This window comes from Hyphococcus sp. (genome assembly GCF_965267305.1).
Lineage (GTDB): Bacteria > Pseudomonadota > Alphaproteobacteria > Caulobacterales > Parvularculaceae > Hyphococcus.
The window spans coordinates 4,185,929-4,198,685 of the sequence record NZ_OZ253945.1; the positions used below are offsets into that span (position 1 = coordinate 4,185,929).

A 12,757-nucleotide genomic window follows, 5' to 3' on the forward strand; every position below is an offset into this window, starting at 1 on the left:
ATCAACGCCGCATCAGATTTTATCTGGAGCGAATCGACCCTTACCCTTAAATAGTCCAGTGACAGGCATATTCGTGAAATAGTGGAGAGCGAATTGTTGCTTTTGCATATATCTGACATTCATTTCAAAGATCCTCTCTGTCATACTGACGAAGACCCGGAGCTTTACTTCCGGAATGAACTCGTCGCCCACGCCGCCGCCCAAATTCCCGACCTGGGCGATGTGGACGCAATACTTGTAACCGGCGACATAGCCTTCAAAGGAATCGCGGCGGAGTATAACGCGGCGACTAAGTGGCTTGAAACGCTGGCGGTGGCCGTCGGATGCAACAAGCGCCGCATCTACGTAGTTCCAGGCAATCACGACGTAGATCGCTCAATCTATAAAAAGGCCGGCAACGCGCGGAACGCCGTTCGAGCCATTTCTCTAGCGGGCGACAATGATGCGCGCGAAGCGGAACTCAAGGCGCAGCTCGCGCTTAAGGATAGCGCTAAGCATCTGTTCGCCGCGATAGCTGAGTACAATTTCTTCGCTGCGAAATACGACTGCCAAACCTACCCGGGTCGACTTAGGGTCCAGACTCATAACCAGTAGCAGATGGTGGCTGTGAGCTGAACGGCGGCGAGGAAGTTCCGTGCGAGCTTGTCGTAGCGGGTGGCGATGCGCCGGAAGTCCTTGAGGCGGCAGAAGGAGCGCTCGACCGCGTTGCGGTTCTTGTAGAGCGCGGGCGAGAAGCCGGGTTTGTATCGGCGGTTCGATTTCGGCGGGATGTTCGGCGCGGCGCCTTGCGCTTCGATTTGGCGGCGGAGCTTGTCGCTGTCATAACCTTTGTCGCCGTGAAGGACGACCGTTTCGGCAGGCGCCATGGGCAGCAGGGTTTCGGCCGCGATGCAGTCGGGAACATGCCCGCCAGTGAGGATGAAAGCGATCGGCCTGCACAATTGATCCGTTAACGCATGGATTTTTGTCGTGCGCCCGCCGCGCGAGCGACCGACCGCCTGGTTTTTCTCCCCCCTTTGCCGCCAGCCGCCGAGCGGTGCGCGCGAACCGCCGTTGAGTCGATCAAAACCTGCGCCGGCGGACCGCCGGCTTGCGCCAGCGCCTGAAACAGATCGCCCCACACGCCTTTCTCGGCCCAGCGCACAAAGCGGTTGTAGAGCGTCTTGTGCGGCCCATACTGATCGCGCGGCGCATCCGGCCAGCGCCCGCCGGATTTCAAAACATGCACAATCCCGGAGATCACCCGCCGGTCATCAACCCGCGCGACGCCGCGCGTATCCGTCGGCAGATGCGGCTTGATCTTTGCGAACTGTTCCTTCGTCAGCCAGAAAAAATGATTGCTCATCAACACTCTCCTGTCGGAGCCGTTGAATCACGCTTCGCAAATCCCGCAAATCATTTTATGGGTCCAGACCCTAGATGGAAACACACGCTGCGAATCGACAGCAGAACTGTCGTTATTCTCCACGGCCTCAATTCCACGATAATTTCCGGCGTCAACCAAGATGACAAACAAGGAGAACTCTACGTCAGTCCCTTGCAACTCAACGTATCGAAGGATCCGGGCGCCGTGAATTTGGTGATGGCGCATCACCCGCCAGGATGGATGTCCGATCATGATGATATTGAGATGCGCCTGTTAGGCGCGCCCAACATTGTCATGTTCGGGCACAGGCATGTTCAAAGAGTGGACCGGCATGCAAACGGACCCATCGTTTTTTCGGCAGGATCTGTAAATCCCGAACGCCATGAGAAAGGATGGGAGCCCGCCTATAACTTCATCGAAATCACGCCGCTCGACGGGGAGGGAAAGCGCGACGTGGAAATTATCGTGCGGCAGTTCCGTTGGCAATCAAATCCCAACGGCTTCATCCCGAAAATCGACATCGCGACCTCCGAACCTCGGTTCTGCCATAATATTCAGATCCATGGCGACAACAATCACGACTCCGGTCCGGGCGCCGACGCTCTAACAACGGGAGAGGGAACTTTGGGCGCAAAAGAGGAAAAAGATGAAGAAGCGCCGACGCTCGCGGCGCCGAACATCCGCGATCTGATTTATCGTTTTTGGGAACTTTCAGCTCGCCAGCGGCGGATCATACTCACAAACCTTGGCGTTACGGTTTCCGCCGAGGCGAACGCACAAGAAATCATGACGTATCGGAAGGCTCTTGTGGAGCTTTCGCAGCAAAACCGCCTCAAAGAGCTTGAGGCCGCGATTGCAGAAAAAGAGGCCTGCTAGATGACAACCATGCCGCAACACCGAGATTTCGCGCTCTGGTACTCACAGGTAGATTTGGGCGAGGATCCTAGTCGAATTAAAAACCGTTGGGCCGGCGTAGCGAAGCTCCTAGAGGGCATCGATTACAAAGGATGCGGAAAATTGGTGGACGTGTTTTTGCGCCGCCCGGGGGCAGTGGAATCTGAGGGCGGGGAACTGTTGCGGGCGCCTTTCACTGAGACGGACCCGAATTTTCTACAACAGGGCAACACTGAAGAACTGACATTGCTCGCTGAAATTGTTCTTGCAGTCGTTCTCGATAAGCAAACACAGGATGAATTGGCCGGCTGGACGGCGACGCTCATATATTCAGCGCTTGCGGGCGGCGCAGTTTCAGCGCAGTCGAAAACCGACCTACTTTCTCGCGCAGAATCCGCCATGCGTCTGCAAGGGCGTCTTGTCCGAGAGCGCTCGCCCTTGCCTGATGAGCCCAAGTCCTACGTTCCGCCGTTGGATTTCGCCGACTGCATAGCAGACGACGTCAATCCAGCCGCACTTGATCAATTCAGAACTGTCATGGGAAAGGTGGCGGCCAAGACCGCCAAAACGATTGGAGCGATCGCGCGGCAAGCCCGCAACGAACGCACGGCGCTGATGGCTCTGCTGGAAGTTCAAGACGAAGAGCTGGACCTTCTGTGGTGGGCGTCGAATGGACAGTCGGAGACGACCGGAAAAATGTTCTCCGAAATGAACGCCGCAGACAGTTGCTTGCTGGCAGCTGTTGAGGCGGCGAACCGAACGCAATTCGAACCTGCGCCCGCAGCGATTCATGGGCTATTGTTAAAAGCCGGGCTGAGCGCCGCTCTAAAACTATCCATCGCCGATGCAATCAATGCATGTGATGTCGCGTGGCTACGCAAGATCAGCATTGCTGATGCAACAACTCGTACTCCCTTACACTTCGGGATCGCTCAGCGCCTTCAGTCTCCAGAGTCCAATGCATGGTCGGCGCATTGGGAGGCCATAACAAAGATCGATGGATCCAGCCAACGCAGCGCTCTCGATATCACGCACCTCTTCTATCAAGAGCGTCTCGTCCTCGACGCATTCGGATCCGTTCAATGAGCGACGCGACTTCAATTTTCGTATGTACAAACGCTTCATGCAAGTACGCCGAATCGGGCCGGTGCGTAGAAGGAAACGAGCTGTCCGAATGTCCACACCTTAAATCGATCGATCAGGCTGTGACGGAAGAGGACGATCAACCGCAAACCGATGTCGAGGAGCACCCCGAGTCGATCGAGCCCGCGCTTTTTCATATCGGCGGCGAGTCAAGCCTTTCCGTTGCAGCGGCGTCTCGGCTAATGAAATGCCGCAAGGCACCGATCATCGCTTTCGCTGGGTCGGCCGAGGCAGGTAAGACTTGCCTCATTGCGGAAATTTACGACGCCCTACAATACGGAAAATATGATTCGTTGGAGTTCGCCGGCTCGGATACGCTCATGGCGTTCGAGAAAATTTGTCATCGCGTGCGCGCGACGTCCAAAGCGCCCGACCTTTCGGAGCCGAGGACCGAGTTCTCCGAAGATCCGTCATTTTTTCATTTGAGACTCGCGCTTCGGGACGGAAACCCTCTCGATTTGCTGCTTGCGGACCGCTGGGGAGAAACGTACCGCGAGGTCATGGACACGCCAGAACGGGCAAAGAACTGCCTTGAGCTCATGCGCGCGGACATCCTCAATGTCCTTATTGACGGAGAACGCCTTTGCGATCCGGCGCGGCGCGCAGCGGCTGCAAGCGAGTGTCATCAACTCCTGCAAACGCTCGCGCTATCTAAGTGCCTGCCGAGCGTAGTTCGCGTGAATCTTATTCTCACGAAGCTCGACCAAGTCGACGTTAATCACGAGAGCGCCCGAATCCACAAAGAGTTTAACGCCCTCCTTGAGCGCGTACGAAACCTAAATGCGATCTTTGCGGCGACAGACGCCCATAAGATCGCCGCACGTCCGAAGAACGAAGCGCACCCGAAGGGATATGGCGTGGAAGGCCTTATCTCCAGCTGGTTCGGCGGCTCGCTTTCGGCGGCGCCTTATGTGCCGACGGCTCTTCCGCACGGAGCACGCGCCTTTGATATGGTTCGATGTGGAGCGCCATCATGACAGGCGGCGCGAGTTCTTCTCTTGTCGTATGCGGCTTGCCCAGTTCGGGGAAAACGACTTTCCTGGCTGCGCTGTGGCATCTCGTCCAATCCGGAGAGGTCAGCACTGAGCTGAAGCTAAACGGTTTAACCTTCGGCGATTATGAGTATGTGAACACAATTCGCAAGCGCTGGTTGGAGGGTAAGCGCCAGCCTCGAACCGTAGGCGTGGCGCGCACTATCGGTATTGATTTGACGCACGAGGCTGGCGTCTCATTGCAGCTTCTGTTTCCGGATCATTCTGGCGAAACCTTCGATAGGCTCTGGGCGACGCGAGACTGCGATCAGACCATCGCGGATCACCTGTCAACGCGCTCGGGAACGCTCTTGTTCTTGAGGCCTGAAAGCATGAAGTCGCCCCTGCCGCTCGCGGACATGCTAGCCACCGAAGCTGAAATGATGGCGGCGCTTCCCGCGGGCGACGCGACTGCAGCGCCGACCGGGCCCGTGAAAGCGTGGTCAGCGGATGATTCGCCAGATCAAGTTAAGATAGTCGATATTCTGCAAACGCTCGCGCACAGCCTGCCGACTGCTGGGAACGACAAACTCGCGATCTTCGTCTCGGCATGGGACGTCGTTGAGGACGCCAAGAGTCCAGCCGAGTTCGTGAAGCGTCGGATGCCGCTGCTCGATCAGTATCTTCGCCGTTCAGACCATGGGTTCAATTATCGATTTTACGGCGTAAGCGCACAAGGAGGCGAGTATGTCGAGGAGAGCCATGTCGGCAATCTCCCTGACCATCTGAAGGGTCTCCTAGAGCTGGAAAAGGCCTCCGCGCGCATTAAATTGGTTAGCGGCGCGTCCGTCAGTCATGACTTAACCGCGCCTCTTGTCTGGCTGATTTCATGAATGCGCGTCACAAACCCATTGAATTCGATCAGGCTATTCTTGGCTATGACGGCGGACATCGCCTCTTGTCTGCGTCAAGAACGTTAACCTCCCGGAGCAAACACGCGGTTTTGCAGTTGAGCGACAGATCGGCGGACGCTAGCGCGATTCCGGACGACGGATATCTCACCGGATACCCGCTCCCTGATGACGGGTATTACGTTTTTTCCCGGACTTGGACAGCGCCGGAGATGCCTAGACCAGGGTGCGTCTGGACTCATTGCTTGCTGATATCATTCACGGATTTGGCGGAGGTTGAAGACCTTCGCCAACTGCTGGCGCTTTTCAGAAGACCGCGCGCGCAGCATCCCTTGCTCGCTTATGATGGGCGAATTCTCTTTGAGCCGGTTCGCTCCCTACTTGATAACGCCATTGACGTTCAACTCGCACGACGGCTCGCTGGGCGTCTCTATACCGAGCCGGACTCTAATATTCTGCTGAGTGTTGACGATCACGCCATGGCGGAGGCCACGTTGCTCGCATTGTGGAGTCAGCAATGGCCGCGTTTGCGTCGCAGCTTCAGTTTTTGCTCATTGACTGCGAAAGATCGATCTACAAGCGAGCGCAAATTCGATGTGCAGTTTCTCTCAACGCCGCTGACGAGGCGGGCGGACTCTGACCCTTCGAATTTGGTGCTTGCTCACAGCTGGCTCGACGTATGCGTTAATGATCTCATATCGCCGGACAAGGTGTTTCGTGCTTTTCTGCGGCGCGCTGGCGGAGATATCAGCGGAGGCAGACTGCGTTTCGCAGAGTTGTGCGATCTCTATTCTGAACGCGAAAAGAGCGACCAGATCGCCGCTATTGAAAAGACATTAGACTACGTGTCGCACAGACTGTCGGCGAGCGAGGGACGGCTGCTGCGAAAGACCGCCATCGGCGAAGCGATCCGCATCGCTCCTTCGCTTAACGCCCAGGCGCTAATGGCCATCCTGCCGCATCTCGACGACGAAGTGGCGGCTTTGGACGGCCCACACTGTCAAGCACTGGCGAGGCGGTATTGGGATATTGATCCGGATATTGTTGTCGGGCCCAGTAGTCCGAGCTGCCTACAGAGTCGGGCGGGCGCGATTATTGCGGACCTTTCCAACGAAGATGCGCTCATGGCCATGCGCGACAGCGAAAACGTCGCAAGGGCGATCTATGAGCATCGCCCTGACGTGCTTTCTTCGCCTCAGATCTGGCGCGCCGACATCAGTCCCGCTCCAGAGGTTTATTTGGAACGGATCAAGGTCGCATCCTTGAAGAAGTCGATTTTGGCCGCGATCGCGAGCGCTCAAAGAACCGACCTCGTTGATGCGGTGTGCAACGCATTTGATCCGGCAACCGTGCTTCGCGCTCTATTGCCAGCCTCCGCTGAGCTTGCAGACGTCAGTATGAAATTCATCGCCGAGGCGTTGCGGCGCCATCCTAAACAGGAAGAATTCATTGGCATGCAGCTAAGCAACAGCTCTACGCCGTTGCACAAACAGCTCATACACCAATTCACTAAAATCGTACCCCCCAGTTTCCCGGCGGCCGACAGCTCCTCTGGAGAGGATGCGTGGGCGGCCGCATGGTCTCGCTCGCTCGGGCGGCTCGATCAAAAGAAGACCGATTCAGTGCACATATTTTTTGTGCTAAGAGCGCTTTCAACAAAAACAGCGGGCGCAGCGAGACTGTTGTCGGTTGCTTTCGACCCACTATATGAGCGTCTCATATCAGGCGCGATCGGCTATGAAAAGCGATCGCGGCTATCCCAGTTCCTGGTATCGTCCGATTGGTGGGATTGGTCGTTCGAGGGGCGACTGCTTCGGACGATTGCGAATGTCGCGGTTGAGCGGAACTTCTCGGCGGAGGACTTTCTTGCTCTGACAGGCGATCGATATCGTCGGCAGCAGCTCATTAGGGTGATTTCCGGTTCATGGAACGGGCGAGCTTACATGAAGCATCTAGATGGCAGCTAGGTCGCCAGCCGGCGACGCAGAAAATGTTTGGTGCAGGCAGTAAGCATTCGCCAGCATAGCGATTTGCCTACTGTCGGCTCCCAAGCACGAGCTAATCAGCAACCCGTATAATTGCTGAACGCCCGCCCGAGATTCGTTTGTTCACTGCCTTGATGCGAGCCTCTTCCGGATGAACGTGTGACATGAACATGGTCACGGTTTTGGGCCCCTGAGGTGACATTGTGAAAATTACGCAGATGTTGGACAACTTTTCACAAGCGCTTCGGACCTGGCTTCTTTCCTGAAACCCCTGATCGAGTCGGCAAGCTTGACCGACCGGTTGCGATTGCAGGTCCTAAAAGCGGAAATCGACGCCTTCGTTCCGGTTCAATGATGGAGTAAGGCAAGCACCGAATTGCTGATTGGGATGCCACACCGGCCTAGTAAGAAAGAGCCCGAAACGCATGCCTGCCTTGGTTGTGGTCCATTGATTTTCCTCCGGAGGTTGAGGCTTGAGGATATAGAAATTGAGACTTCCGGGTGGGGTTGGTATATGGTGCCGGAAAGGGGCGGTTAGACCCGGTTTTGGATGGGTTTTGTGTAACAAAACGCATGCATTTTGTGTAACAAAATCCGTACACGGATAGGATAAGTAATTGATTTCATTGGGGTGTTGGGCGATATTCGAGCCCGCTACCCGCTCCAAACATCCGCTTTGCGTAAGCCCATAAGCGTCTCTAGCGTCTCTTGACGCCTCCAATCCTTCCTGCGGCCGCCGGCTATTCTCTGGCGCTCAAAAAAATAATTTTTGTAGGAGTAACGGCAAGTTTTCGCTTCGGAGAGGATGATAGTTTCGGTTGTATGCGAAAGTCACACCCCGCGAGCGTCGCCTTGATTGAGGGTCGCGCGGGTTGCCGGCGAAAGCAACGCAAACAATTGTTTCATCCAGCCGACAAAGCGCTCGCAGCAAACTCGGCAAAATCGGTTGCAATCGGATTTTTATTGCGTTTCGAACGGGCGATCGTCACGGCGTGTCTGTCAACCGACATGTTCGGAAGAATTGGAATGAGGCAGCCCATCTTGACGGCGTCTTCGGCGTAAAATGTCGGAAGCCTTGTAATGGCGACGCCGGCAAGCGCTGCTTCAAGCAATAAAAGCGGATTCGAACTTCTAAGACGCACCGGACCGGTGAGAACACTTTCCCCTTTGGATGACGAAAGTGCGAGCCGTCCCGTCAAACCAGGCTCGCATTCAGAAGACGCCAAAGGCCAGTTTTTCAGATCGGCCGCCGTCTTCGGGGGATCGTCATCGCCCAGCAGCGCCGGCGAGGCGTAGAGCTTTGCTTCGGCGAACCCTACAGGCCATAAGTCGACATCTCGTCCCGGCGACATTCCAATGAAAAATCCGAGATCATATTCGTCGAGATTCGGCAAGGCGAACCGGTCTGCAAATACCACATCGACAGAGCAGTCCGGCCGGCTTTCAAGATACTCAACAATGAGGGGTTTCAGCACCCCATCTCCATAGACGGTTGGAGAATGAATGCTGACGCGCCCATGCCGCTCGATATTTCCGAATTGCGGCGCGTCGATAGAAAGATCGTGTACAGAAGATGACACGCGTTGATACAAACGCTGGCCTTGAGGCGTTAGATCAAAGCCGTCCTTCATTCTGTCGAACAGCCGGATATTCAGGTCGTCTTCTAGCTTTGCGATATGGCGGCTGACCGTAGACTTGGGCACGCGCAAAAGCTCCGCCGCCGCTGATATCCGGCGAGATTCTGAAACCGCGACAAATGTCCGTAGGAGATTGAGATCAAACATAAAGCGCCCGTTTATGGAACATCTATGCCATTTTTGCTTTCTTGTTCGAAAATTGCAACTTCGATAGAAGCTGCTGGCGTCGCTAAACGCCGATCACGGCGCAGGTCCAGGCAAACACGACATGCTTCCCCTCAAGCCCAGGAGTGCGCCGGTGAAAGAGAAGACTGCAAACCAGATCATTGAACTGCAAAAGGCGCAGCCCGCCCCCGGTTTTGAGATGTACGGGTTGAGGCACGCCCACTTGGACCCGTTCATGGATGTAACGCTGTTTCATATGAGCGAACCGGTCTTCCCGCCACATCCGCATGCGGGATTTTCGGCCGTCAGCTATATGACGCCGGAGAGCGAAGGCAGCTTCATCAACCGGGACAATCTTGGAGATCATGCGCGGATTGATCCGGGCGACACGCATTGGACACAGGCGGGGTCGGGCATGATGCACGAAGAAACGCCCGCAGAGCCTGGCGTGATTTGCACCGGGTTTCAGATATTCGTGAAGCTTTCAGAAGCTGAGGAAATGTCGACGCCGGAAGCCTTTCATGTGACAGCATCGAAAACGCCGGTCCTCAATGCGGATGGCTGGACTGGAAAGGTCATTTGCGGCGAGGTCAATGGTTGTGCCGGCGGTCTTATGCAAACCCGGCACGATGTGTTTCTGGTTGATGTTGCGGCAGAACCTGGCGCCGCCATCCGCCTGAACCTCAAAGAAGGATCAAGCGCCTGGGCCTTTATCCGCGAGGGTTCCGTTCTGCATGAAGACAAAGCGGTTGCGCCGGTCTCGTCGATCCTGTTTTCCCAAACGGGAGACTCGATTTCCCTCATGGCGGGACAGGGAGGCGTGCGCGCCCTGGTCGGTGGCGGGACGCCTCTCAATCAAGAATTTCTCTTCGGCGGTCCCTTCGCAATGACGACCTCGACGCGTTTAAATGAGGCCAAAAGACGCTACGCCAGCGGCGAGATGGGCCGCTTAAGTCCGTCATTCTGAGCGATTGAAGAAAAAAGGGCGAAAAAATGCATTCGATCAATGAACTCACGATTGAGAATTCGACGCTTTGTCTCATCGATCATCAACCCTGGGTCGCTTTCCCCGTAAATTCAATTTCGCCGGAAGTGTTGACGAACAATGTCATGGCCCTCGCGAAATCGGCAAAGGCGCTTGGCGTTCCGACGGTTCTCACAACGATAAACGGCGAGTCTGGGCCGCTCAGAGACCCGCTCTTCAAAGGCCTTACGGCAGTCTTTCCCGAGAGCAATCCTATAGACCGAAATAATACAAATGCGTGGTCAGACGAACGCTTCGTCGCCGCTGTCGAAAAAACCGGGCGCAAAAAGCTCGTCATGGCGGGGTTGTGGACAGAGGTCTGCCTTGCACAAACGACAGTCTCCGCTCTCGCCGCCGGTTATGAGGTGTATTTCGTCGCCGATGCGTCCGGCGGTCTGAGCGCTGAATCCCATGACCGCGCCTGCGCTAGAATGGAACAGCGCGGCGCCGTGCCCATGACCTGGTTTGCCGTGACAGCCGAGTGGTGCCCGGATAACAGCGCGCCGGAATATCAGCGTCTCTATCCCATTATCCTTGAGCATGGCGGCGGCGTTCAGTGGGCTGTTGAATATATCATGGCGAACTTGCCGCGTGAGTAGATCAAAGACGTTTTTCTGCCTTGGGAGCTAAAGATGCTGAAATCATCATTCGTCGCTATTGTCCTTTGTTTGTTTTTCTCAGCCCACGCAAAAGGGGCCGGCGCCGACCATGTCAGTCTGATTGAGACGAATGGCGTACAATACAACGTAAAAACATACGGATCAGAGACGAATGAAGCCGTTGTGCTGATGCATGGGTGGATGGGAACGGCACATACATGGCGAAAACTCGCCCCAAAACTTGCCGACAACTGGTTTGTCATTGTGCCGGATATGCGCGGCTATGGGAAAAGCGACAAGCCGGAGGGCGGATATGACGCCGTCAATATGGCTGGCGACGTCAAAGGAATTCTAAATCATTTCGGCAAGAGCCGCGCGCATATTGTGGGCCATGATATGGGCGCCCTCGTGGCGCTCGCTTTCGCCGGAACCTATCCGGGCGAAACGATCTCGCTCACCTATCTCGATGAACCATTAGTCGGATATAATCTCGATCAGTTTACGGTCTATCGCGAAGAGACTTATGGCGGCTATTGGCATTTCGGCTTCAATACGGCGCCGGGCCTGCCCGAACTCCTGATCAGCGGTAAGGAACAGGCCTTCGTCGACTGGATCGTGCCCTTGATGCATGCGCCGAACCCGGAGGCCGTCACGGCAGCAGACCGGAAAGTTTATGCGGACAGCCTGCGCGCTGAGAATGGCGTCTCCGGCAGCGTGGGCTGGTACCGCGCGACATTTGAAACCGCGAGACAGCTTCGCGCGATCGGCGAAAAGGGGCTCAATGTGCCGGTGATGGCCTGGGGCGGCCAGTATGGCGTGCCGGTGACCCATGAGCAGATGTCATTTATCACAGACGACGCACAGGGCGGGATCATACCGGATGCGGGACACCTGCTGCCCGAAGAAAAGCCGGAATTTCTTGCAAAAGAGATGCGGGCGTTCTTTCTCGCGTCTCAATCGCAATGATTGTTGCATAAAGCAACATAGCTGACGAGACCCTGATCATCCGGTTCGATGTCGGGCGTCTTCGCCCGATCGCCACGGCGATTTGCGGACAACACTCGCCCCGGAGGCGTGGCGGTGGGAAATGCTGACGTCAGGACGTCGGGCATGTCTGTGAAAGTAGTTTCAAAATCACGATGTTCGGTGATGTGGAACCAGCGGGCCGTGAAAGATGTTTCCTCGTGAAGGAGATTTCCATGGCGGCTCGTGCGTATTGGAAAGGCCATTTGCGCCTTTCCCTCGTCTCTATTGGGATTGAACTTTATTCGGCCTCGACATCGTCGGGGCGTTTGTTTTTGCACCAGATCCACAAGCCCTCCGGCAAGCGCATACGGTATCAGAAAACGGCGCCCGGCGTCGGTCCGGTGGACACGGATGAAATCGTCAAGGGTTTCGAAGTGGCGAAGGACGAGTATGTCATTCTCGAGCCGGATGAACTCGAAGAGGTGAAGATTGAAAGCAAGCACACCATCGACCTTGTCCAGTTTGTGGATCAGTGCGAGATCGATCCGCGTTATTTCAATAAGCCTTATTATGCGGTTCCCGAAGGCAATGAAGTGGCGGAGGAAGGCTTTGCGGTGATCCGCGACGCTTTGCGCGAGGCGGGCAAAACGGGCCTAGGCCAGATGGCGGTTCGCGGCCGCGACTATATCGTGGCGATCCGACCCTGCGGCGACGGGCTGCTGCTTGAAACATTGCGCTATGCGGAGGAAATCCGCGAAAGCGATGAAATCTTCCGCCACATCCCGGAAATCGAACCCGACGAAGAAATGCTGGATTTGGCGCTGGAACTCGTGGAGCGTAAAAGCGCGCCCTTTGACGCCGATGCGTTCAAATCGCAATATGCGAGCGCCATGCGCGAGTTGATCGACGAGAAACGCAAAAAAGGCAAGGTAACGGCGGCGAGCGATGAAGAAATCGCCTCCGGCGACAATGTCATCGACCTCATGGATGCGCTCAAGAAAAGCGTCTACAAGGACAAGAAGAAATCGTCGCCGCGGCGGAAGTCGACGAAAACCGCCAGGAAAACCACCGCGAAGCGAAAGGCGAGCTGAGGCCG

General features: G+C 55.8%; 12 protein-coding genes. 10 read left to right on the forward strand and 2 right to left on the reverse strand.

Annotated elements, in window-relative coordinates:
- Positions 1 to 93: 93 nt before the first annotated feature.
- Positions 94 to 594: a metallophosphoesterase family protein gene (locus ACQY5P_RS20315; RefSeq protein ID WP_428408699.1), complete on the forward strand. Its 501-nt coding sequence runs from the start codon at positions 94 to 96 to the stop codon at positions 592 to 594.
- Here ACQY5P_RS20315 and ACQY5P_RS20320 read toward each other — a convergent pair.
- Positions 582 to 1,345, reverse strand: a protein-coding gene (locus ACQY5P_RS20320) for an IS5 family transposase (RefSeq protein ID WP_428408700.1) whose coding sequence is annotated in 2 segments (ribosomal slippage) — positions 582 to 986 and positions 989 to 1,345 — 762 coding nt in all. Because the reading frame shifts where the segments join, the coding sequence is not laid out codon by codon here. The genes ACQY5P_RS20315 and ACQY5P_RS20320 overlap by 13 nt on opposite strands.
- On the opposite strand from ACQY5P_RS20320, the gene ACQY5P_RS20325 reads away from it, so the two are divergent.
- Genes ACQY5P_RS20325 through ACQY5P_RS20345 form a run of 5 tightly spaced genes read left to right on the forward strand, consistent with a single transcriptional unit; the run spans position 1,334 to position 7,252 of the window.
- Positions 1,334 to 2,242 (forward strand): hypothetical protein, encoded by a 909-nt coding sequence (locus ACQY5P_RS20325; protein WP_428408701.1) that lies wholly within the window; start codon positions 1,334 to 1,336, stop codon positions 2,240 to 2,242. The two genes, ACQY5P_RS20320 and ACQY5P_RS20325, sit on opposite strands and share 12 nt — an antisense overlap.
- Positions 2,243 to 3,346: a hypothetical protein gene (locus tag ACQY5P_RS20330; protein WP_428408702.1), complete on the forward strand. Its 1,104-nt coding sequence runs from the start codon at positions 2,243 to 2,245 to the stop codon at positions 3,344 to 3,346.
- Entirely contained in the window at positions 3,343 to 4,380 is a 1,038-nt protein-coding gene (locus tag ACQY5P_RS20335) for a TRAFAC clade GTPase domain-containing protein (RefSeq protein ID WP_428408703.1), read from the forward strand. The genes ACQY5P_RS20330 and ACQY5P_RS20335 overlap by 4 nt, the downstream gene beginning before the upstream one ends.
- Complete coding sequence (locus tag ACQY5P_RS20340; RefSeq protein WP_428408704.1) at positions 4,377 to 5,267, forward strand: TRAFAC clade GTPase domain-containing protein; 891 nt, start codon at positions 4,377 to 4,379, stop codon at positions 5,265 to 5,267. The genes ACQY5P_RS20335 and ACQY5P_RS20340 overlap by 4 nt, the downstream gene beginning before the upstream one ends.
- Positions 5,264 to 7,252 carry a hypothetical protein gene (locus ACQY5P_RS20345; RefSeq protein WP_428408705.1) on the forward strand — a complete coding sequence of 663 codons (1,989 nt, stop codon included), beginning with the start codon at positions 5,264 to 5,266 and terminating at the stop codon, positions 7,250 to 7,252. Before ACQY5P_RS20340 ends, ACQY5P_RS20345 begins: the two co-directional genes overlap by 4 nt.
- 920 nt (positions 7,253 to 8,172) lie before the next feature.
- Here ACQY5P_RS20345 and ACQY5P_RS20350 read toward each other — a convergent pair.
- Positions 8,173 to 9,054 (reverse strand): LysR family transcriptional regulator, encoded by an 882-nt coding sequence (locus ACQY5P_RS20350; RefSeq protein ID WP_428408706.1) that lies wholly within the window; start codon positions 9,052 to 9,054, stop codon positions 8,173 to 8,175.
- Between the two features lie 151 nt (positions 9,055 to 9,205).
- On the opposite strand from ACQY5P_RS20350, the gene ACQY5P_RS20355 reads away from it, so the two are divergent.
- From ACQY5P_RS20355 to ACQY5P_RS20370, 4 genes are all read left to right on the forward strand, one after another.
- Positions 9,206 to 10,039, forward strand: a complete 834-nt coding sequence (locus ACQY5P_RS20355; protein WP_428408707.1) for a pirin family protein — start codon at positions 9,206 to 9,208, stop codon at positions 10,037 to 10,039.
- Positions 10,040 to 10,065: 26 nt separating this feature from the next.
- Positions 10,066 to 10,695 (forward strand): hydrolase, encoded by a 630-nt coding sequence (locus ACQY5P_RS20360; RefSeq protein WP_428408708.1) that lies wholly within the window; start codon positions 10,066 to 10,068, stop codon positions 10,693 to 10,695.
- 33 nt (positions 10,696 to 10,728) lie between these two features.
- Entirely contained in the window at positions 10,729 to 11,661 is a 933-nt protein-coding gene (locus tag ACQY5P_RS20365; RefSeq protein ID WP_428408709.1) for an alpha/beta fold hydrolase, read from the forward strand.
- Between the two features lie 233 nt (positions 11,662 to 11,894).
- Entirely contained in the window at positions 11,895 to 12,752 is an 858-nt protein-coding gene (locus ACQY5P_RS20370; protein ID WP_428408710.1) for a Ku protein, read from the forward strand.
- Positions 12,753 to 12,757: the final 5 nt, after the last annotated feature.

What these genes read in the sequence shown, in the direction of transcription:
- ACQY5P_RS20345 (WP_428408705.1), top strand. Translation starts at nt 5,264, where the DNA reads ATGAATGCGCGTCACAAACCCATTGAATTCGATCAGGCTATTCTTGGC.
- ACQY5P_RS20365 (WP_428408709.1), top strand. Translation starts at nt 10,729, where the DNA reads ATGCTGAAATCATCATTCGTCGCTATTGTCCTTTGTTTGTTTTTCTCA.
- ACQY5P_RS20370 (WP_428408710.1), top strand. Translation starts at nt 11,895, where the DNA reads ATGGCGGCTCGTGCGTATTGGAAAGGCCATTTGCGCCTTTCCCTCGTC.
- ACQY5P_RS20330 (WP_428408702.1), top strand. Translation starts at nt 2,243, where the DNA reads ATGACAACCATGCCGCAACACCGAGATTTCGCGCTCTGGTACTCACAG.
- ACQY5P_RS20335 (WP_428408703.1), top strand. Translation starts at nt 3,343, where the DNA reads ATGAGCGACGCGACTTCAATTTTCGTATGTACAAACGCTTCATGCAAG.
- ACQY5P_RS20340 (WP_428408704.1), top strand. Translation starts at nt 4,377, where the DNA reads ATGACAGGCGGCGCGAGTTCTTCTCTTGTCGTATGCGGCTTGCCCAGT.
- ACQY5P_RS20325 (WP_428408701.1), top strand. Translation starts at nt 1,334, where the DNA reads ATGATTGCTCATCAACACTCTCCTGTCGGAGCCGTTGAATCACGCTTC.
- ACQY5P_RS20360 (WP_428408708.1), top strand. Translation starts at nt 10,066, where the DNA reads ATGCATTCGATCAATGAACTCACGATTGAGAATTCGACGCTTTGTCTC.
- ACQY5P_RS20350 (WP_428408706.1), bottom strand. Translation starts at nt 9,054, where the DNA reads ATGTTTGATCTCAATCTCCTACGGACATTTGTCGCGGTTTCAGAATCT.